Annotated in this window: 21 protein-coding genes; 14 read left to right on the top strand and 7 right to left on the bottom strand. The window is 66.4% G+C overall.

Features of this window, described 5'->3' with window-relative positions:
- Nucleotides 1–3: 3 nt before the first annotated feature.
- Genes AC1DYD_RS03585 through AC1DYD_RS03595 form a run of 3 tightly spaced genes read right to left on the bottom strand, consistent with a single transcriptional unit; the run spans nt 4 to nt 4,644 of the window.
- Nucleotides 4–1,494, bottom strand: a complete 1,491-nt coding sequence (locus tag AC1DYD_RS03585; protein ID WP_478171365.1) for an amidohydrolase family protein — start codon at nt 1,492–1,494, stop codon at nt 4–6.
- A complete protein-coding gene (locus AC1DYD_RS03590; protein WP_478171366.1) occupies nt 1,494–1,661 on the bottom strand; it encodes a hypothetical protein in 168 nt (55 codons plus the stop codon). The genes AC1DYD_RS03585 and AC1DYD_RS03590 overlap by 1 nt, the downstream gene beginning before the upstream one ends.
- A gap of 10 nt (nt 1,662–1,671) precedes the next feature.
- On the bottom strand, nt 1,672–4,644 hold the full coding sequence (locus AC1DYD_RS03595) for a DNA topoisomerase III (protein ID WP_478171367.1): 2,973 nt from the start codon (nt 4,642–4,644) through the stop codon (nt 1,672–1,674).
- Nucleotides 4,645–4,898: 254 nt separating this feature from the next.
- On the opposite strand from AC1DYD_RS03595, the gene AC1DYD_RS03600 reads away from it, so the two are divergent.
- From AC1DYD_RS03600 to AC1DYD_RS03620, 5 genes are all read left to right on the top strand, one after another.
- Complete coding sequence (locus AC1DYD_RS03600; protein WP_478171368.1) at nt 4,899–5,498, top strand: SET domain-containing protein; 600 nt, start codon at nt 4,899–4,901, stop codon at nt 5,496–5,498.
- A gap of 5 nt (nt 5,499–5,503) precedes the next feature.
- A complete protein-coding gene (locus tag AC1DYD_RS03605) occupies nt 5,504–6,301 on the top strand; it encodes a biotin--[acetyl-CoA-carboxylase] ligase (RefSeq protein ID WP_478171369.1) in 798 nt (265 codons plus the stop codon).
- Entirely contained in the window at nt 6,298–6,486 is a 189-nt protein-coding gene (locus AC1DYD_RS03610; protein WP_478171370.1) for a sporulation protein, read from the top strand. Before AC1DYD_RS03605 ends, AC1DYD_RS03610 begins: the two co-directional genes overlap by 4 nt.
- Nucleotides 6,487–6,579: 93 nt before the next feature.
- Nucleotides 6,580–6,837 (top strand): type II toxin-antitoxin system Phd/YefM family antitoxin, encoded by a 258-nt coding sequence (locus AC1DYD_RS03615; RefSeq protein WP_478171371.1) that lies wholly within the window; start codon nt 6,580–6,582, stop codon nt 6,835–6,837.
- Between the two features lies 1 nt (nt 6,838).
- On the top strand, nt 6,839–7,255 hold the full coding sequence (locus tag AC1DYD_RS03620) for a PIN domain-containing protein (RefSeq protein WP_478171372.1): 417 nt from the start codon (nt 6,839–6,841) through the stop codon (nt 7,253–7,255).
- A 31-nt stretch (nt 7,256–7,286) separates the two neighbouring features.
- On the opposite strand, the gene AC1DYD_RS03625 is transcribed toward AC1DYD_RS03620, so the two are convergent.
- The 3 genes from AC1DYD_RS03625 to AC1DYD_RS03635 all read right to left on the bottom strand — a co-directional run bounded on the left by AC1DYD_RS03625 (nt 7,287) and on the right by AC1DYD_RS03635 (nt 10,215).
- Complete coding sequence (locus AC1DYD_RS03625) at nt 7,287–8,759, bottom strand: sensor histidine kinase N-terminal domain-containing protein (RefSeq protein WP_478171373.1); 1,473 nt, start codon at nt 8,757–8,759, stop codon at nt 7,287–7,289.
- Nucleotides 8,760–8,948: 189 nt separating this feature from the next.
- Nucleotides 8,949–9,623 (bottom strand): response regulator, encoded by a 675-nt coding sequence (locus AC1DYD_RS03630; RefSeq protein ID WP_478171374.1) that lies wholly within the window; start codon nt 9,621–9,623, stop codon nt 8,949–8,951.
- A gap of 121 nt (nt 9,624–9,744) precedes the next feature.
- Nucleotides 9,745–10,215: a MarR family winged helix-turn-helix transcriptional regulator gene (locus AC1DYD_RS03635; RefSeq protein ID WP_478171375.1), complete on the bottom strand. Its 471-nt coding sequence runs from the start codon at nt 10,213–10,215 to the stop codon at nt 9,745–9,747.
- A 145-nt stretch (nt 10,216–10,360) separates the two neighbouring features.
- Between AC1DYD_RS03635 and recA the strand changes: the two genes are divergently transcribed.
- The 4 genes from recA (at nt 10,361) to AC1DYD_RS03655 (ending at nt 13,314) form a co-directional block, all read left to right on the top strand.
- Nucleotides 10,361–11,449, top strand: coding sequence for a recombinase RecA (gene recA, locus AC1DYD_RS03640; protein ID WP_478171376.1), 1,089 nt, complete (start codon nt 10,361–10,363; stop codon nt 11,447–11,449).
- Nucleotides 11,450–11,459: 10 nt separating this feature from the next.
- Nucleotides 11,460–11,909 (top strand): recombination regulator RecX, encoded by a 450-nt coding sequence (gene recX / locus AC1DYD_RS03645; RefSeq protein WP_478171377.1) that lies wholly within the window; start codon nt 11,460–11,462, stop codon nt 11,907–11,909.
- Nucleotides 11,910–12,274: 365 nt separating this feature from the next.
- On the top strand, nt 12,275–12,871 hold the full coding sequence (locus AC1DYD_RS03650) for a peptidoglycan recognition protein family protein (protein WP_478171378.1): 597 nt from the start codon (nt 12,275–12,277) through the stop codon (nt 12,869–12,871).
- Nucleotides 12,865–13,314: a hypothetical protein gene (locus AC1DYD_RS03655; RefSeq protein ID WP_478171379.1), complete on the top strand. Its 450-nt coding sequence runs from the start codon at nt 12,865–12,867 to the stop codon at nt 13,312–13,314. The genes AC1DYD_RS03650 and AC1DYD_RS03655 overlap by 7 nt, the downstream gene beginning before the upstream one ends.
- Nucleotides 13,315–13,387: 73 nt before the next feature.
- Here the strand turns inward: AC1DYD_RS03655 and argC are convergent, their stop codons facing one another.
- On the bottom strand, nt 13,388–14,317 hold the full coding sequence (argC, locus tag AC1DYD_RS03660; RefSeq protein ID WP_478171380.1) for an N-acetyl-gamma-glutamyl-phosphate reductase: 930 nt from the start codon (nt 14,315–14,317) through the stop codon (nt 13,388–13,390).
- Nucleotides 14,318–14,497: 180 nt separating this feature from the next.
- Here argC and sucC point away from each other — a divergent pair, with 180 nt between their 5' ends.
- The 5 genes from sucC to AC1DYD_RS03685 all read left to right on the top strand — a co-directional run bounded on the left by sucC (nt 14,498) and on the right by AC1DYD_RS03685 (nt 18,897).
- Nucleotides 14,498–15,661 (top strand): ADP-forming succinate--CoA ligase subunit beta, encoded by a 1,164-nt coding sequence (gene sucC, locus AC1DYD_RS03665; RefSeq protein ID WP_478171381.1) that lies wholly within the window; start codon nt 14,498–14,500, stop codon nt 15,659–15,661.
- A gap of 10 nt (nt 15,662–15,671) precedes the next feature.
- Nucleotides 15,672–16,565, top strand: a complete 894-nt coding sequence (gene sucD / locus AC1DYD_RS03670) for a succinate--CoA ligase subunit alpha (RefSeq protein WP_478171382.1) — start codon at nt 15,672–15,674, stop codon at nt 16,563–16,565.
- A gap of 93 nt (nt 16,566–16,658) precedes the next feature.
- Nucleotides 16,659–17,339 (top strand): TerC family protein, encoded by a 681-nt coding sequence (locus tag AC1DYD_RS03675; RefSeq protein ID WP_478171383.1) that lies wholly within the window; start codon nt 16,659–16,661, stop codon nt 17,337–17,339.
- Between the two features lie 26 nt (nt 17,340–17,365).
- Nucleotides 17,366–18,175 (top strand): Stp1/IreP family PP2C-type Ser/Thr phosphatase, encoded by an 810-nt coding sequence (locus AC1DYD_RS03680; protein ID WP_478171384.1) that lies wholly within the window; start codon nt 17,366–17,368, stop codon nt 18,173–18,175.
- A gap of 68 nt (nt 18,176–18,243) precedes the next feature.
- Nucleotides 18,244–18,897, top strand: a complete 654-nt coding sequence (locus AC1DYD_RS03685) for an FHA domain-containing protein (RefSeq protein ID WP_478171385.1) — start codon at nt 18,244–18,246, stop codon at nt 18,895–18,897.

The following is an 18,897-nucleotide window of genomic DNA, read 5'->3' on the forward strand; positions in this document are numbered from 1 at the left end:
CGGTCAGCAGCAGCCGAAGCGCCCTTCGCGACAGAAGGGCGCCAGGTCCTCGGCCAGTGCCCGTGCCGTGGCCAGCCAGGCGGCCGGCGCGCCGTCCGAGGCCAGCGCGGCGCGCGTGCGGGCCAGCAACTCGGCGTTCAGGGCTGCCTCGTCGATGCCCTGCGCACGGCCGCCGTCGACCACCCGCCGGCCGCCGACGAACACCTGAGCGACGTGCGCGCCCTTTGCACGGGCGAGCAGCAAGTCCAGCGGGTCGATGTCCGGGAACAGGCTGTCGTTGTCCAGCGCGTCCCAGTCCAGCACGATCAGGTCGGCGGGCTCGCCGGTCGCGATGCGGCCGCCACGGGCGTCGCCACCGCGCACCGCGCGCGGCCCGTGGCGTGCCGCGAAGTCCCACAACTGGCCGCGCGTCATCGTCGTGTCGAAGCCCCAGCCGCGGTGCAGCGCATGGGCCAGCCGCATCTCGCGCAGTGCATCGTCGTCGTCGTCGAGGGCGCCGCCGTCGAGGCCCATCGCGATGCGGCAGCCCTGCTTCAGCATCTCGGGCACCGGCGCGATGCCGGACTTCAGGCCGAGGTTGGAGCTGGTGTTGACCGCGAGGGTCACGCCTCTTTCGGCGAGCAAGGCCAGCTCGCCGGGACGCGCCCAGGCGCAATGCGCGAGCGCGAGCCTGGGACTCAGCAGGCCGATGTCGTCGAGAAAGCGAACGATGCCGTCGGGATGCTCCGCGTCAGCCCATTGGCGCTGGTAGCGCGTCTCCAGGCAATGCATGTGAACCGGCCGCCCCGTGTCGGCCGACGCCCGGGCGATCGCCTCGAGCAGCGGCGTGCTGCACCACTGGACCGCGGTCGGGCCGTACTGCACCGTGACGTGGGCTTCCAGGCCGGCCTCGCGCACCCTGTCAGCGACCTCGTCGACCTGCGCCAGCTGCTGTGCCGGCGATACCGGCCTGGCCGAAAGCCGGCCGGCGACCGCATCGCGAATCCCCGGCCGCAGCGCCTTCAGCACCTGTGCGTCCTCGCAGTAGCCGATGCCCTGGCGGTCGCGCATCGCGATCGCGAAGCCGATGCGCACGCCGACGTCGCGCGCCGCGCGGGCCACGGCGAGCGCCTCATCGGCATAGCCCATGCCGCCCTGAACGCGCGTGTAGTGGACCATCAGGTTGGCGACGCCGTGCCGAACCGATCGCGCGAAAGAGGTCGCCGCGCACAGGTACGGGTCCATGCCCGGCAGCACGCCCTGGAACGGCAGCCAGCTTTCGAGCGGGTGGCCGTAGGCGCCGAGGGTCGCGGTGCGGAAGGTGCGCGCGTGGTCGTGCGCGTTCGACAGTGCGGGCAGCACGAGCCGGCGCGGGCCCGGCGGCGGGCGATCGAGCGGGCTGATGGCAGCGATGCGATCGCCCTCGATCATGATGCGCTGGGCGGAGCGCGCCGCTTCGGCGCCCGGGTCCGTCAATAGCCAGGCGCAGTCCAGCGAACTGGCGGCGCCCGGCATCACTTGCTCTGGTTGCGGACGTTGCTGACGCCGGCGTCTATCGTGCCGAACACGGTGATGCCGCTGCCGCCCGTGGCGCCGGCGCCGCTGCTGCCGGAAGCGCCGCCCGAGGCGCAGCCTGCCAGGCAGAGCGTGGCGACGAACGCCGCCGCAAGAAGTGTCTTCATGCGTATCTCCTCATGCACTCAGGTGCTTGCCGACGATGCCGGCCAGCTCGAACATCGTCACCTGGTCCTTGCCGAACACCGGCTTGAGCTTGGCGTCGGCATTGATGGCGCGCTTGTTCGCCGCGTCCTGCAGGCCGTTGGCCTTGATGTAGTCCCACAGCTTCTTGATGACCTCGGTGCGCGCCACCGGTTCGGCGCCGATCACCGCGGCCAGCGCGACGCTGGGCTTGAGCCCGGCGCCCACCTTGCGCGGCGCTTTCGGCGCGGCGGCCTTCTTGGCGGCCGGCTTCTTCGCCGCCGCCTTCTTCGCGGCGGCCGGTGCTGCTTTGGCAAAGGTCTTGCGCGGCGGGAACTTGCTGGTCCGCGGCTCGAACTCGAAAGTCACCTTGCCCTCGTCCTTGTTCCAGGCCAGGAAGGCCTTGAAGGCACGGCGCGTGCGCATCGAGACGAACTTGTCGAGCAGGTCGGTCTTGCCGGTGGCCAGCAGCTTTTCGATCTGGGCCCGTTCGATCGGCTGCTGCAGGATGATCTTGCCGGTCTTGAAGGTGCAGCTCGGCGTCGGCTGCGTGGTGGTCGGCACCGACTTCTCGCACACATAGTTGCTGCCGTGCTCGAACACCGGCGCGCCGCAGACCGGGCACGGGCCCACGGTGTCCTGCTGGCTGAAGTCGACGATCTCGCCGGTGTCGGCGTTCTTGTCGTCGCCGAAGTCGAACTCCAGTTTCCAGTTCTTCGCTTCCTCGTCGAACTTCAGGATGATCTCGGAGGTAAAGGGCCAGCCGGCCTTCGAGCGGAAGCCCTCCAGCGGGCCGATGTGCTTGTCGTGCAGCAGCGCCTCGGCCTCGGCCACCTCGAAGGTGCGGCCGGCCGGCGACTTGCCGAACGAGAAGCCGCAGGGCTCGCTGCCGGCTTGGCCGGCGGCGTCCTGTGCACGCCGAACGGCGTCGGCGCCTGCGCCAGCGCCCGCCTTGCCGGTGCAGCTGTAGCGGCGGTAGTTCTCCTTCACCACGCCGCCGCAGTTCGGGCACGGCGTCGCCAATGTCGCGTAGTCGCCCGGCACCGTGTCGCGGTCGTACTCCTTCGCCTTGCGCACGATGTGCTCGGTCATTTCGGCGATCTCGGCCATGAAGGCCGCGCGGCTGAGCTTGCCGTGCTCCATCTGCGCCAGCTTGTATTCCCACTCGCCGGTCAGCTCGGCCTTGGACAGTTCCTCGACGCCGAGCCCGCGCAGCAGCGTCATCAGCTGGAAGGCCTTGGCCGTCGGGATCAGCTCGCGGCCTTCGCGCAGCATGTACTTCTCGGCCAGGAGCCCTTCGATGATCGCCGCCCGCGTGGCGGGCGTGCCCAGGCCCTTCTCCTGCATGGCCTCGCGCAGTTCGTCGTCGTCGATGGTCTTGCCCGCGCCTTCCATGGCGCCCAGCAGCGTGGCTTCGGAATAGCGCGCAGGCGGCCGGGTCTTCAGGCCCTTGAGGTCGACCGATTCGGCCTTCACCACTTCGCCGGGCTTGACCGGCACCAGGCGCTTGCCGTCCTTGTCGTCTTCCTTCTCGTCGTCCTCGGCTTCCTTGCCCCAGATCGCGAGCCAGCCGGCCTTGACGAGCACCTTGCCGTCGGTGCGGAACGGGTACTTCTTGCCGCCCTGCTCGACCGTGCTGATGCGTGTCGTGACCTGGTATTCGGCGCTCGGGAAGAACACCGACATGAAGCGCCGGACGACGAAGTCGTAGAGCTTCTGCTCGGCGTCCGACAGGCCGCTGGGGGCCTGCAAGGTCGGGATGATCGCGAAGTGATCGCTGACCTTGGCGTTGTCGAAAATGCGCTTCGACGGCTTCACGTAGTTGTTGTCGACCGCCTGCTGGGCGAAGGGCGCGAGGTGCTTCATGCCGCTGTTGGCCAGCATCTTCATGGTGTCCTTGACCACCGGCAGGTAGTCCTCGGGCAGCGCGCGCGAGTCGGTCCGCGGGTAGGTCAGCGCCTTGTGGCGCTCGTAGAGGCTCTGCGCCAGCGCCAGCGTGGTCTTGGCGCTGAAGCCGAAGCGGCCGTTGGCCTCGCGCTGCAGCGAGGTCAGGTCGAACAGCAGCGGCGAGGCGCTGGTGGTGGGCTTGCTCTCTTCGGTGACGGTGGCCGGCTTGCCGCGGGCGGCATCGGCGATCTCGCGCGCCTCGCGCTCGTTCCAGACCCGGTCGGCGCGCTGCTCGGGGTCGGGCACGCCGTCGGGGCCGGGCGGGGGCTTCTTCCAGTTCGGGTCGAACCACTTGCCCGGGTAGCTGCCGGCCTCGGCCAGGAAGCTGCCGTGCACTTCCCAGTAGTCGCGGCTGACGAACTTGCGGATCTTTTCCTCGCGCTCGACCACCACCGACAGCGTCGGTGTCTGGACCCGGCCGACGGTGGTCAGGAAGAAGCCGCCGTCGCGCGAGTTGAAGGCGGTCATGGCGCGCGTGCCGTTGATGCCGACCAGCCAGTCGGCCTCGGAGCGCGAGCGTGCGGCGTCGGCCAGGCCCTGCATCTGCTGCTCGCTGCGCAGCTGGCCGAAGCCGTCGCGGATCGCCTGCGGCGTCATCGACTGCAACCAGAGGCGCTTGACCGGCTTGCCCAGCGGCGCCTTGCCGCCGGCGTACTGCTCGATCAGGCGGAAGATCAGCTCGCCCTCGCGGCCCGCGTCGCAGGCGTTGACCAGCTGGGTCACATCCTTGCGCTTGGCTTGCTTGACCACGGCGTTGAGACGGGTCTTGGTCTTGTCGACCGGCTTCAGGTCGAAGCGCGGCGGAATCACCGGCAGATTGGCAAAGCTCCACTTGCCGCGCTTGACGTCGAACTCCTCGGGCGCCTGGATCTCCACCAGGTGGCCGACGGCGCTGGTCACGACGTACGTGTCGTTCTCGAAATGCTCGTCGTGCTTGTCGAACTTGCCGGCCACCGGCGTGAGCGCACGCACGATGTCCTGGGCCACCGACGGCTTCTCTGCAATCACCAATGTTTTCATCAACCAATCCTATTCATTCTGTTCACCCGCACGCACCAGACCCGCCCTGCCCCCGCTCCCCTTCGCGCTTCACGGCGAGGCGGGCACGGGGGGCCCAGGCCGCCGCCGGGCCGCCCCAAGGCGGCCTGCGCCCCCTCGGGGGGCAGCGACCACACGAAGTGGGGAGCGTGGGGGCGACATCCTTACAATCTGGCGCTTCTCGCGTGCGTACGCGCACGCGCATGCGTACATATTCAAACTAACAGACTTCGGCGATGCCTTCCAAATCTCCCATTTCCGGCGGCCGCCGAATCCAGACGCGGCGCTCCAGCGTCCATGGCAACGGCGTCTTCGCCGTGCAGGATATTGCAGAAGGCGAGACGCTCATCGAGTACAAGGGCGAGGTCATCTCGTGGAAGGAAGCGCTGCGCCGGCACCCGCACGACCCGGCCCAGCCCAACCACACCTTCTACTTCCACATCGACGACGACCGCGTGATCGACGGCAACGTCGACGGCAATGCCGCGCGGTGGATCAATCACTCGTGCGATCCGAGCTGCGAGGCCGACGAGCAGGATGGCCGGATCTTCATCAAGGCCTTGCGCAACATCGCCGCCGGCGAGGAGTTGAGCTACGACTACGGCTTGATCATCGACGAGCCCTACACCGAGAAACTGTTGTCCGAGTTCCCCTGCTGGTGCGGCACCGCGGACTGCCGGGGCACGCTGCTGGCGCCGAAGGACGACGACGGCGGCGAAGTGAAAAAGAAGAAAAAGAAGAAGAGCAGCAAGAAGAACAAGAAGAAGGGCGAGAAGAAATCCGGCAAGAAGGCCGAGAAGAAAAGCGCCAGGGCCGAAAAGTCCGATAAGCGCTGAGCAGCATGGCCGCCCCCTGGTTCGAGGACGAGATCGCGCAGAGCCTGGCGCCGCTGCTGCCCGGCCTGCGGGTCGAGGTGGCGGCCGAGATCGACTCCACCAACAGCGAACTGATGCGCCGTGCGCGCGATGGCCACTGCACGCCGGTGCTGCTGGTGGCCGAGCGCCAGACGGCCGGCCGCGGCCGGATGGGCCGACACTGGGAGAGCGCGCAGGATGCCGGGGAGCCTGCTTCGCTGACCTTCTCGCTCGGCCTGTCGCTGGCGCCGCGGGACTGGTCCGGCCTGTCGCTGGCGGTCGGCGTCAGCGTGGCCGAGAGCCTGGACCCGTCCCAGGCCGCCGGCCTGATGCTGAAGTGGCCCAATGACCTGTGGAAGCAGGAGCGCAAGCTCGTCGGCATCCTGATCGAGACCGCCCTGCTCCAGCCGGACACCGCCGAGCGCTACCTGGTGATCGGGATCGGCATCAACATCGGGCCGCGCGAGGCCCAGGGCATGAACACGCCGCCGGCCTGGCTGAAGGAATGGCGTCCGGACGCGACGCCGGGCGAGGTGCTGCGCGAGATCGCGGCGCCGCTGCTGCGCGACGTGCTGCTCTTCAACGAGAGCGGCTTCGTGCCCTTCGCGGCCCGCTTTGCTGCGCGCGACATTCTGCGCGGCCGCGACGTGCTGCTCAGCGACGGCACCGAAGGGCACTGCGAGGGCGTGGGCTGGGGCGGCGAACTGCTGGTGCGCACCGCCTCCGGCGTCCAGCTGATCAGCAGTTCCGAAGTCAGTGTTCGCCCTCAGGGCGTTTCGCGATGATGCTGCGCTGGGTCGTCGTCGCACTCCTGATCGCCAACCTGGGCTATTTCGTCTGGGCCCGCGGCGGCCTCGCCCTCTTCGGCGCCGAGCCTGCCCGGTTCAGCGAGACCGAGCCGCAGCGCCTGCAGCAGCAGGTCCGGCCGGAGATGCTGCAGATCCGGACCAACCCGCCGGCGAAGCCTTAGGCCTGCGCTGAGACCCCCCAAGGATTGCGATAGATCCAACTTTGTCGTAACATACAAACAAATGCCGGTTCGACACTGGCGATGGGAGCGACAATGACCGTGCATACCTTTTCGAGCCGTGATTTCACGCGCGATGTCAGCGCGGCCAAGCGCGCGGCGGCCGAAGGGCCGGTGTTCATCACCGATCGCGGGCGGCCTGCCTACGCGCTGCTCAAGATCGAGGACTACTACCAGATGGCCAGCGAGAAGCCGCGCAGCCTGCTCGACCTCATGGACGCCGTTCCAGGCGGAGATTTCGATTTCGAGCCTCCCCGGCTGGCTGGCAGCGTGCAAGCCGCCAACCTCGAATGACATGTTTCTGCTCGACACGAATGTGATCTCGGAGTTGCGCCGTGGCAAACCCAAGCCTTCTGTGGCGGTGCGTCAATGGGCGGCACGGCAGCCGGCCAATCGGCTCTACCTCTCGGCCATCACAGCGTTGGAACTCGAAATCGGCGTGCGCCGGATGGAACGCAAGGACCCGGCGCAGGGCGTTGCGCTTCGGACCTGGTGCGAGGCGGTGCTGCGCAACTTCGACGGCCGCGTGCTGCCCTTCAACGGCTTGACGGCCCTTCATTGCGCCGGCCTGCACGTGCCCGATCCGAGGTCGTTCCGCGATTCGATGATTGCCGCCACGGCGCTGGAGCATGGCTTCACCGTGGTCACGCGCAATGTCGACGACTTCACGGCGACCGGGGTCGGTCTCATCAATCCGTGGACGGAGGCCTGACGCCTGCCGGCAGCCGAAGGTGTCGTGGTCGTCAGCCCTTCGAGCCAGCCTCGCGCGCGCGCCGTTCGCTCTCGCTGGCATCGATCCTCAGGCTCACCAGCGTCCCCGGCGGCTGTTGGCCGGGGTGCGCGTCCTCCAGCCGGACCGTCGCGAAGTGCTGGCGCGCGATCTCGCGCACGATCGGCAGGCCCAGTCCGGAGCCGTCGGCCTCGTTGCCGAGCACCCGGTAGAAGGGTTGGAACACCAGCTCGCGGTCTTGCTCGGCGATGCCCGGGCCGTTGTCCTCGACCTGCAGCACCAGGACATGGCCGAAGGGATCGGCCAGCACCCGTGCCGTGATCACGCCGGGCCGATCGGGCACCGAGGGCGTGTAGTTGATCGCGTTGTCGACCAGGTTGCGCACCAGCTCCTTCAGCAGCGTCGGATTGCCTTCGAACACCACCCCGGGCGAGCCCGCCTCCGCGCCCTCGTAGCCCAGGTCGATGCGCTTGTCGATCGCCCGCGGCACGGCCTCACGCACCACCTCGATCGTGAGCCGGGCCAGGTCGCAGGGCTGGCGTCCGATGTTGGCGCCGCTGCCCTCGGCGCGGGCCAGCGACAGCAGCTGGTTGACGGTGTGCGTGGCCCGCACGCTGGCGCGGCCGATCTGCTTGAGCGACTTCTTGAGTTCCTCGGCGTTGGCGCCTTCGCGCTGCGCCAGGTCGGCCTGCATGCGCAGGCCCGCCAGCGGCGTCTTGAGCTGATGCGCGGCATCGGCCAGAAAGCGCTTCTGGGTCCCGATCGAGTCGTTGAGCTTGCTCAGCAGGTCGTTGACCGACAGCACCAGCGGCACCACCTCGAGCGGCACGGAGGATTCGTCCAGCGGGCTCAGGTCGCCGGGCTTGCGTTCGCGGATCCGCGCCTCGACCACCGACAGCGGCTTGATGCCGCGCACCAGCGCCAGCCAGATCAGCAGCACCGCCAGCGGCAGGATCGCGAACTGCGGCAGCAGCACGCCCTTGATGATCTCGGTCGCCAGCACCGACTGCTTCTCGCGGGTCTCGGCCACCTGCAGCAGCGCCGGCGGCGCATCGGGCGTGCTGCCGGCGACCCAGAGCGAGGCGATGCGGACCTGCCGGCCGTGCATCTGGCCGTTGTGCAGGTAGACCACGCCCGGCACCGGCGGGTCGTCCGTGCTGGGGAAAGGCACGTCGCGCTCGCCGCTCAGCAGCGTGCCGTGGCCGTCGAGCAGCTGGTAGTAGACCTGGTCGACTTCGTCGCTGCCGAGGATCGCGCGCGCCGGCTGCGGCAGCACGAACTGGATCTGGCCATTGTCCGTGTCGACCAGCCGGGCCAGCGTCTGGATATTGGATTCGAGGGCCCGGTCGAAGGGTGCATTGGCGATGCCCTGCGCTACCAGCCAGGTCACGCCGATGCTGACCGGCACCAGCAGCAGCAGCGGCGTGAGCATCCAGTCGAGGATTTCGCCGAAGAGAGAGCGCTGCGCGCGCTGAAAAAGTTTCACCCGGCTCGTCCGCAGGCTGTCTCAGTTTTCCACAACGCTATCGCATGATCTGCGACGCTTGAAACAAGCCGGCCCGCACAGCGAGGCCCGTTCGTGGAACACCGCGGAACCGGCTTTGCCGGGCCGCTGGTGTTGCCCCCTTGAGGGGGGAGGCGGCTACACGAAGTGAGCAAGCAACGGGGGTGGGCTTCATCCAGGGATCTTCTCGAGGCAGTAGCCGAGTCCGCGCACCGTCGCGATGCGCACCGGCCCCTTCTCGATCTTCTTGCGCAGCCGATGGATGTAGACCTCGATCGCGTTGAGGCTCACCTCCTCGCCCCATTCGCACAGGCGCTCGACCAGCTGGTCCTTGCTGACCAGGCGGCCGGCGCGCTGCAGCAGGACCTCGAGCAGGCCCAGCTCGCGGGCTGACAGCTCGATCATCTTGCCGTCGATGGTCGCCACCCGGCCCGCCTGGTCGTAGACCAGCGGGCCATGCTTGATCGCGTTGCTGGTGCCGCCCATGCCGCGCCGCGTGAGGGCCCGCACGCGGGCTTCGAGCTCCTGCAGCGAGAAGGGCTTGGCCATGTAGTCGTCTGCGCCGTAGTCCAGGCCCTTGACGCGCTCCTCGACACTGTCGGCCGCGGTCAGCACCAGCACCGGCAGCTGCGAGCCCCGGGCCCGCAGGCGCTTGAGGATCTCGAGGCCGTGCAGCTTGGGCAGGCCGAGGTCGAGGATCAGCAGGTCGAATTCGCTGTTGGTCATCAGCGCGGCATCGGCCTGCGAGCCGGTCGCCACGTGGTCGACCGCCGCGCCCGAGGTGCGCAGGCTGCGCAGCAGCGCGTCGGCCAGCACCTGGTCGTCTTCTGCAATGAGTATTCGCATGATGCCTTGCCTCCAGACAACTTTGAATTCTAGGCCGCCGCCGGGCCGCCCCCAAGGCGGCCTGCGCCCCCTCGGGGGGCAGCGACCCACACGAAGTGGGGGAGCGTGGGGGCCATCTGGACTAGGCCGCTGTGTAGGCTTCGAGCCCGATGGTTACCACGGTGGCGATCTCGCTGCCGACGCTGGCGCGGAACTCGTCCTCGGCCTGCGTCACGGCGTTGCGGAAAGCCTCGAGCCAGGCCAGGCCGTCGGTGGTGAACAGCACCCGCCGGGCCCGCGCATCGAGCGGGTCGGGCCCGCGCGTGACCAGGCCCCAGGCTTCGCACTGGTCGACCAACGGGCCCATCGCCTGCTTGCTCATGCCGGCGCGCTCGGCCAGCTCGGTCAGCCGCGAGCCTTCGCGCGCCAGGTGCCGCGTGATGTGGATGTGGGCGGCGCTCACCTGCGCGCGGGCGGCCAGGTTCGACAGCGCCAGGGGCACCTCGGGGTCGTGCGCCATCAGTGCCAGCACGCGCTCGTCGAAGCGGCGCATGGCATGGCCGAGCAGGCGGCCCAGGTGGGTCTGGCGCCAGGCGTCGGAGGAGATTTCCATGACGCCAAATGGTAAGGCAAACTGACCAAAAATTGAAGAACTTGAGCCGTATCCGCCGCTACACTACTGTTCAAGCATCCAGCCTGTGGTTAAAAGCAGCAGGATGAATTTCCTGCAACCCGTTGATATTCAAGGAGTTTCCCAAATGGACGCACTCGTCAAAGGCACCAGCATCTCGGTCCCCAACAGCGAAAAGGCCAAGGCCCTGCAGGCCGCCCTGGCCCAGATCGAAAAGCAGTTCGGCAAGGGCACGATCATGCGGCTGGGCGAAGGCGAGGCGCTGGAAGACATCCAGGTGGTCTCCACCGGCTCGCTGGGCCTGGACATTGCGCTCGGCGTCGGCGGCCTGCCGCGCGGCCGGGTCATCGAGATCTACGGTCCTGAATCCTCCGGCAAGACCACGCTCACGCTGCAGGTCATCGCCGAGATGCAGCGCCAGGCCGGCACCTGCGCCTTCGTCGATGCCGAGCATGCGCTCGACGTCCAGTACGCCCAGAAGCTCGGCGTCAACCTGTCCGACCTGCTCATCAGCCAGCCCGACACCGGCGAGCAGGCGCTCGAGATCGTCGATTCGCTGGTGCGTTCCGGCGCGGTCGACCTGATCGTGGTCGACTCGGTCGCCGCACTCACGCCCAAGGCCGAAATCGAAGGCGAAATGGGCGATTCCCTGCCCGGCCTGCAGGCCCGCCTGATGAGCCAGGCCCTGCGCAAGCTCACCGCCACCATCAAGAAGACCAACTGCATGGTCATCTTCATCAACCAGATCCGCATGAAGATCGGCGTCATGTTCGGCTCGCCCGAAACCACCACCGGCGGCAACGCGCTGAAGTTCTACGCCTCGGTGCGCCTGGACATCCGCCGCATCGGCACCATCAAGAAGGGCGACGAGGCGATCGGCAACGAGACCAAGGTCAAGGTGGTCAAGAACAAGGTCAGCCCGCCCTTCAAGACGGCCGAATTCGACATCCTGTTCGGCGAGGGCATCAGCCGCGAGGGCGAGATCATCGACATGGGGGTCAATGCCAAGATCGTCGACAAGTCGGGCGCCTGGTATGCCTACAACGGCGAGAAGATCGGCCAGGGCCGCGACAACGCGCGCGAGTTCCTGCGCGAGAACCCCGATCTGTCGCGCGAGATCGAGAACAAGGTGCGCGAGTCGCTGGGCATTCCGCTGCTGGCCGAAGCGGTAGTGAACGCCGACGCTGCAGCGGTCGAGAAGGCCGACAAGAAGTAATCCGCGCGCCATGGCCTTCAGTGCGCCGTCGCTCAAGGGGCGCGCCCTGCGCCTCTTGAGCCAGCGCGAGCATTCGCGCGCCGAACTCGAGCGCAAGCTCAAGAAGTACGAGGAAGAGCCCGGCACCCTGGCCGTCGCCCTCGACGAGCTGGCGGCCAAGGATTTCATCAGCGAGGCGAGGGTGGTGCAGTCGGTGCTGCACCAGCGCGCCTCCCGCATGGGCGCCGCCCGGGTCCGGCAAGAGCTGCTGCACAAGGGCATCGCCCCCGAGGCGGTGGCCGAAGCGGTGGCGGGGCTGCAGGGCAGTGAATACGACCGCGCCCTCGAAGTCTGGAAGCGCCGCTTCGGCGAAGTGCCGCAGAATGCGGCGGAGCGCGCACGTCAGGTGAGATTTCTGATGGCGAGGGGATTCGCCGGCGGAGTCGTTGCCAGGGTCCTTCGCCACGATCCGACCGAATAGGCTGATCTGAGGGCAGTCGAATGCTCGGGTTGACGCTGACCCATTGCATCAGCCGAACACCGCCTCCAGGCTTCGTGCGCGTGGTAGCCCGACCAGCGCTCGGATGCAGTGCGGCCTGTTGCTATTCCTGTGGAGTGGTCGCGCTACGGAAAATGCTGCTTGAAAAATCAGATGTTTCCCGCCCCAGCGTCAATGGACCGCGGGCTATTCTTGCCGACGCCACGCGTACGCTTTCGGGCGACGCAGTTGCAAGAACTTTGGAGGAGCTCAGGAATATGTCGTTCAGAACCGGCAAGGTGGTTCTGGGGGCACTCTGTCCGCGAACTTCGACATCCAGGCCAATCACGACGCTTGAGGAGACCACAATGCTTTACATCACCCGGCAGGGCCACGTCGATGCCGAAAAGATCACGGTAAGGCTATTTCCCGGTATAGAGAAGGGAAGGTTGGAGGTAGTCAATGGAATAGTGGTGCACCAAACCGGTGGGCCAACCGCCGACGGTGCCTTTGCCAGTTATTCGAAGCCGAAAGCGAATGGCGCACATTTCTTGATCGATAAGGATGGCAGAATCTATCAAACGGCCTCGCTTTTCAAAGCTACCAATCATGTTGGCACGTTGAAGTCGCGTTGCATAGAAACCCATAAGTGCACGAACTCGGAATTCAAGGCGGCCAGTCAAATTCGTGGATACAAGAACCTGTCCAGGTTCGAGGGGCGCAAAGCCTTTCCAAGCAGATTTCCATCCAATGCGGACTCGGTAGGCATAGAAATCGTCGGTCACCCTGTTTCGGGAGTCGGAGAAAATGCGATCTACGACACGGTCAACGAGCGGCAAAATTCTTCTTTGCGTTGGTTGGTCAAGGAGCTTTCCGAAACCTTGAATGTGTCCATGAACGAGGTGTACCGACACCCCCAAGTTTCCTACAAAGTAAAGACAGAAGCGGCGACCGCAAAGTGGTAAAAAAGCTGATAACGATGCCGCTGATGGTGTGCTGGTTCCTCCTGGTGCTGCAAGCAGACGCGGTTGCTGCGGGCAAGCGGATCAAGCCGCGCACCATCGTCAATGTTCACATCAGCGAAACAGGCAGGAGCGACGACGACACCGAGCGGGAAATCAAGAGCTGCAAGGCATTCCAGCCAACAGAGAAAGACATCAGAAGTTTCTTTCTAAAGTCATATCCTGTCCCGGCCAAAATGGGTTTGCACGACAGATATTCCCCTTGCTTCGCCAAGGGGTCCATCGAATTCAGCGATAACACCCGTGGGACCTGGAAAATCTCCTCGAGCGGGAGCGGCACCCTGTTTTGGGACACAGGAGACATAGATCACCTGTTCTACAGGGATTACCGATGGAATGATCCGTTCGCCTGCACCTATGGGCTTACCAGCGAAGGAGAATGTTGAAGCTGGGCTTTGAGCAACTCAGCTTAGCTCAAAGCGACATGGGTGGTCCGAAACGTGCCCCCGAGGCAGAAGGCTATTGCCCCAGCCCCAACATGAGCTTCAGATTCTGGACCGCCGCCCCGCTCGCGCCCTTGCCCAGGTTGTCCAGCCGCGCAATCACCACCGCATGCCGATGGTCCTCGTTCGGGAACACGCGGATCTCCAGCAGGTTGGTGTCGTTGAGCGCCAGCGCGTCGATCTTGCCGTCCGCCGTCGGCGGCAGCACCTTCACGAACTGCTCGGGCGTGTTGCTCTTGGCGTAGTGCGCGGCCAGCGCGTCGTGCAGGTGCGCGGCCGTCGGGCGGTCGGGCAGGTCGTCCAGGTGCAGCGGCAGCTGAACCAGCATGCCCTGCTTGAAGTTGCCCACCGAAGGAATGAAGACCGGGCGGCGGGTGAGGCCGGTGTACTTCATGATCTCGGGGATGTGCTTGTGCTTGAGCCCCAGCGCGTAGGTCTCGAACAGCGGCGCCTCGCCCTTCTCGTAGGCCTCGATCATGGTCCGGCCGCCGCCCGAATAGCCGCTGACCGAGGGCAGGGCGATCGGGAAGTCCGGCGGCAGCAGGCCGGCGTCGACCAGCGGGCGGACGATCGCGATGGCGCCGGTCGCATAGCAGCCGGGGTTGGCGACGCGCTCGGCCCCGGCGACCGCGTCCGCGTGTCCCGCGGCCAGTTCGGGGAAGCCGAACACCCAGCCGGCCGCGGTGCGGTGCGCGGTCGAGGCGTCGATGATCTTCGGGCGGCGGCCTTCGAGCTGGTCGATCAGCGCCACGGATTCGCGTGCGGCGTCGTCATGCAGGCACAGCACGACCAGGTCGACGCCGGCCATCAGCGCGCGCTTGGCGGCAACGTCCTTTCGGAGTTCGGGCGCGATGCTCACGAGTTCGATCTGCGGCATCGTCTGAAGCCGCTCGCGGATCTGGAGACCGGTGGTTCCGGCCTCGCCATCGATGAAGACCTTGGGCATGTGCAAGCCTCGTGTGCCTTGGGAGTAAATACGTATTGACCACAAAATGGGTCAATTGTTGGTGCGGCGCACCATGATACAGTCCTCTGCTGTCCGCCGCCCCCGCCCCCCAGGCGCCGTGGCCCGTGGGCAACAGCCACATTCTCCTGTTCTCCAAACCCCGTTCCGAGAGACTCCCTCATGAAGATTCACGAGTACCAAGGCAAGGAAATTCTTGCCAAGTTCGGCGTGCCCGTACCCCGCGGCATCCCGGCGTACACAGTTCAGGAGGCGGTCGAGGCCGCCCAGAAGCTTGGCGGCCCGGTCTGGGTGGTCAAGGCCCAGATCCACGCGGGCGGCCGCGGCAAGGGCGGCGGCGTCAAGGTCGCCAAGTCGATCGAAGACGTCAAGAAGCTGGCCGGCGAGATCCTCGGCATGCAGCTCAAGACGCACCAGACCGGCCCCGAAGGCCAGAAGGTCCGCCGCCTCTACATCGAGGACGGCGCCGACATCCAGAAGGAATACTACGTCTCGGTCGTGACCGACCGCGCGACCCAGAAGGTGGCCTTCATCGCCTCCAGCGAAGGCGGCATGGACATCGAGGAAGTGGCCCACTCCACGCCCGAGAAGATCGTCACCGAGTTCGTCGACCCGCTGACCGGCCTCGGCGATGCACAGGCCAGGAAGATCTCGGATGCCATCGGCATCCCGGCCGACTCCACGGCCCAGGCCGTGGACGTCTTCAAGAAGCTCTACACCTGCTACATGGAAACGGATGCCTCGCTGGTCGAGATCAATCCGCTCAACCGCGACGGCAAGGGCAACATCGTCGCCCTCGACGCCAAGTTCAACTTCGACAGCAACGCGCTGTTCCGCCACCCCGAGATCGTGGCGCTGCGCGACCTCGACGAAGAAGACGCGGCCGAAGTCGAAGCCAGCAAGTTCGACCTCGCCTACATCAGCCTCGACGGCAACATCGGCTGCCTGGTGAACGGCGCCGGCCTGGCGATGGCCACCATGGACACCATCAAGCTGTTCGGCGGCGAGCCGGCCAACTTCCTCGACGTCGGCGGCGGCGCCACCCCTGAGAAGGTGACCGAAGCCTTCAAGATCATGCTGAAGAACAAGAATGTCGAGGCCATCCTGGTCAACATCTTCGGCGGCATCATGAAGTGCGACACCATCGCCACCGGCGTGATCGCAGCCTGCAAGGCCGTGAACCTGCAAGTGCCGCTGGTGGTGCGCATGAAGGGCACCAACGAAGTCGAGGGCAAGAAGCTCCTCGCCGATTCGGGCCTCCCGATCATCAGCGCCGACACGATGGCCGAAGCGGCTCAACAAGTGGTTGCGGCCGTCGCCAAGTAAGGAACAAGTCATGTCGATCTACATCAACAAAGACACCAAGGTCATCACCCAGGGCATCACCGGCAAGACCGGTCAGTTCCACACCGAGAAGTGCCAGGAATACGCGAACGGCAAGAACTGCTTCGTGGCCGGCGTGAACCCGAAGAAGGCTGGCGAGTCGATCTTCAACATCCCGATCTACGCCTCGGTCAAGGAAGCGGCCTCGGAAACCGGCGCCACGGTGTCGGTGATCTACGTGCCGCCGGCCGGCGCCGCCGCCGCCATCTGGGAAGCGGTCGAGGCCGACCTCGACATGGCGATCTGCATCACCGAGGGCATCCCGGTTCGCGACATGCTCGAAGTGCGCAACAAGATGCGCGCCAAGGAAGCCGCAGGCGGCAAGAAGACGCTGCTGCTCGGCCCGAACTGCCCCGGCCTGATCACGCCCGACGAGATCAAGATCGGCATCATGCCCGGCCACATCCACCGCAAGGGCCGCATCGGCGTGGTCAGCCGCTCCGGCACCCTGACCTATGAAGCCGTGGCCCAGCTCACCGAGATCGGCCTCGGCCAATCGAGCGCGGTCGGCATCGGCGGCGACCCGATCAACGGCTTGAAGCACATCGACGTGATGAAGGCCTTCAACGAGGATCCCGACACCGACGCGGTCATCATGATCGGCGAGATCGGCGGTCCCGACGAGGCCGACGCCGCCCGCTGGTGCAAGCAGAACATGAAGAAGCCGATCGTCGGTTTCATCGCCGGCGTCACGGCGCCTCCCGGCAAGCGCATGGGCCACGCCGGCGCGCTGATCTCGGGCGGTGCCGACACGGCCGATGCCAAGCTGGCCATCATGGAAGAGAGCGGCTTCACGGTGACGCGCAACTTCTCGGAGCTCGCGAAGCGCCTCAAGGCACTGCTGTAAGCAGCTTCGACTTCTCGCTCGACCACACAAGAGAAGGCGCCCGCAACCAGGTTGCGGGCGCCTTTTCAATCAATAACAGTGGAATAAAGAGACATGGACATCCTCCAAACCACGGACTTCTGGATCGGTCTGCTCAAGATCGTCTGGATCAACATCATTCTTTCGGGCGACAACGCGGTCGTGATCGCGATGGCCGCCCGCTCGCTGCCGCCCCAGCAGCAGCGCACGGCCGTGCTGTTCGGCTCCGGTGCGGCGGTGGTGCTGCGGATCCTCCTGACGGTGGTCGCGGCCAAGCTGCTGGCGCTGCCCTACCTGCAGATCATCGGCGGCCTGCTGCTGCTCTGGATCGGCACCCAGCTGCTCAGCGGCGAGGAGGACGGCCAGGGCGAGGACAAGGAGTACGGCAGCATGCTGGCCGCGGTCCGCACCATCCTGCTGGCCGACCTGGTCATGAGCCTGGACAACGTGATCGCGGTGGCCGCGGCGGCGCAGGGCAGCATGGTGCTGCTGATCCTCGGCCTGGCGATCAGCATCCCGCTGGTGATCTTCGGCAGCACCCTGATGATCAAGCTGATGGAGCGCTTCCCGATCATCGTGATGCTCGGCGCGGCGCTGATCGGCTGGGTGGCCGGCGAGACCATCGTGAGCGATACCATCCTGCGCGATATGCTCACGGCCAACCCCTGGCTGCACTATGCGGCTGCAGCGGCCGGGGCGGCGTTCGTGGTGGCCGTGGGAAGATGGCTCCAGAAGCGCTCCCACGCTCCCGATTGAGCGGCAGCCCACTCACCTTCTGATCCATGGCGAATCCCGGCACTTCCGTTTCCAGCGATCCCGGCGTGCTGACCTGGGATTTCGCCGCGCTCACCGATCCGGGTCGGGTCCGCGCCAACAACGAGGACACCATCGCCTTCGAGCCCTCGCTCGGGCTGGTGCTGCTGGCCGACGGCATGGGCGGCTACAACGGCGGCGAGGTGGCCAGCGGCATGGCGATCGCGCTGCTGCAGGCCAGTTTCGGCCGCTGGCTCGCCCATGCGGGGCTGCAGGCGCACGCGAGAGCGGTCAAGCGCGCCCTGCAGGCGGGCATCGACGAGGCCAACGCGGCCATTCTCGAAGCCGGTATCGCCAACGTGCAGCTTCAGGGCATGGGGACCACCCTGGTGCTGGCCGCCTTCGGGCCGCAGCGCGCGATCATCGGCCACATCGGCGACTCGCGCTGCTACCGCCTGCGCGGCGACAAGCTCGAATTGCTCACGCGCGACCATTCGCTGCTGCAGGAGCAGCTCGACGCCGGCGTCATCACGCCGGAGCAGGCTCTGCAGTCGCCGCACCGCAACCTGGTCACCCGGGCGCTCGGCATCGAGCGCCATGTCGACCTCGAGATGCACGAGCACGGCGTGCGGCCCGGCGACCTGTTCCTGCTGTGCTCCGACGGACTCTCCGAAATGGTGCCGGACGCCCAGCTTTTCACGATTTTGTTACAAAACGACGACTTAGCAGAGAAAGCAACACTTTTGGTTGCAACTGCGAACGACAATGGCGGCCGGGATAACATTTCGGTTGTCCTGGCCCGGGCGGGTGGGACCAAGGCCCCCGGGGCGACCGGCTAAAAAAGGCATTGAAGCCTGTGCTGCAAGGGCCCCGCTGTGAACAAGAAAACGAGATCCAGGAGTCGGCCATGCCGAAATTGATCGTCTCGATCGACGGCGTCGTGATCAAGGACGTCACGCTCGCCAAGGACCGGACCACGCTGGGCCGCCGGCCCTACAACGACATCGTGGTCGACAATCTCGCGATCAGCGGCGAGCACGCCGTGCTGCACATGATCGGCGGCGATGTCTACCTGGAAGATCTCAACAGCACCAATGGCACCTACGTCAATGGCCGCGCCATCAAGAAGCAGGCGCTCGAGCAGAACGACGTCATCGAGGTCGGCAAGTACAAGATCCGCTTCCTGGCCGGCAACACCGCGGCGACCGAGAGCCTGCTGCCCGTCCGGACCGCGGCCGCGCCTTCGGGGCCGATCCCCCTGTCGTCCGAACCCACGGTCCAGTCGCCGCTCGGCGGCGGCACGGCCGGTGCGGCGGTCATGCGGGTGCTCAGCGGTTCCGCGACCGGGCGCGAGCTGTCGCTGCAGAAGGTCGTCACCACCATCGGCAAGCCCGGCCTGGCGGTCGCCGCGGTCACGCGCCGGCTGCACGGCTACGTGGTGGCGCCGATCGACGGCGAGACGCAGCTCAACGGCGAGCCGCTCGGCGGCGAGGCCGTGGCGCTGCAGGACGGCGACGTGCTCGAACTCGGCGGCACGCGGATGCAGTTCGTCATCAGCTGA

The organism is Variovorax sp. P4_B11 (assembly GCF_056402355.1).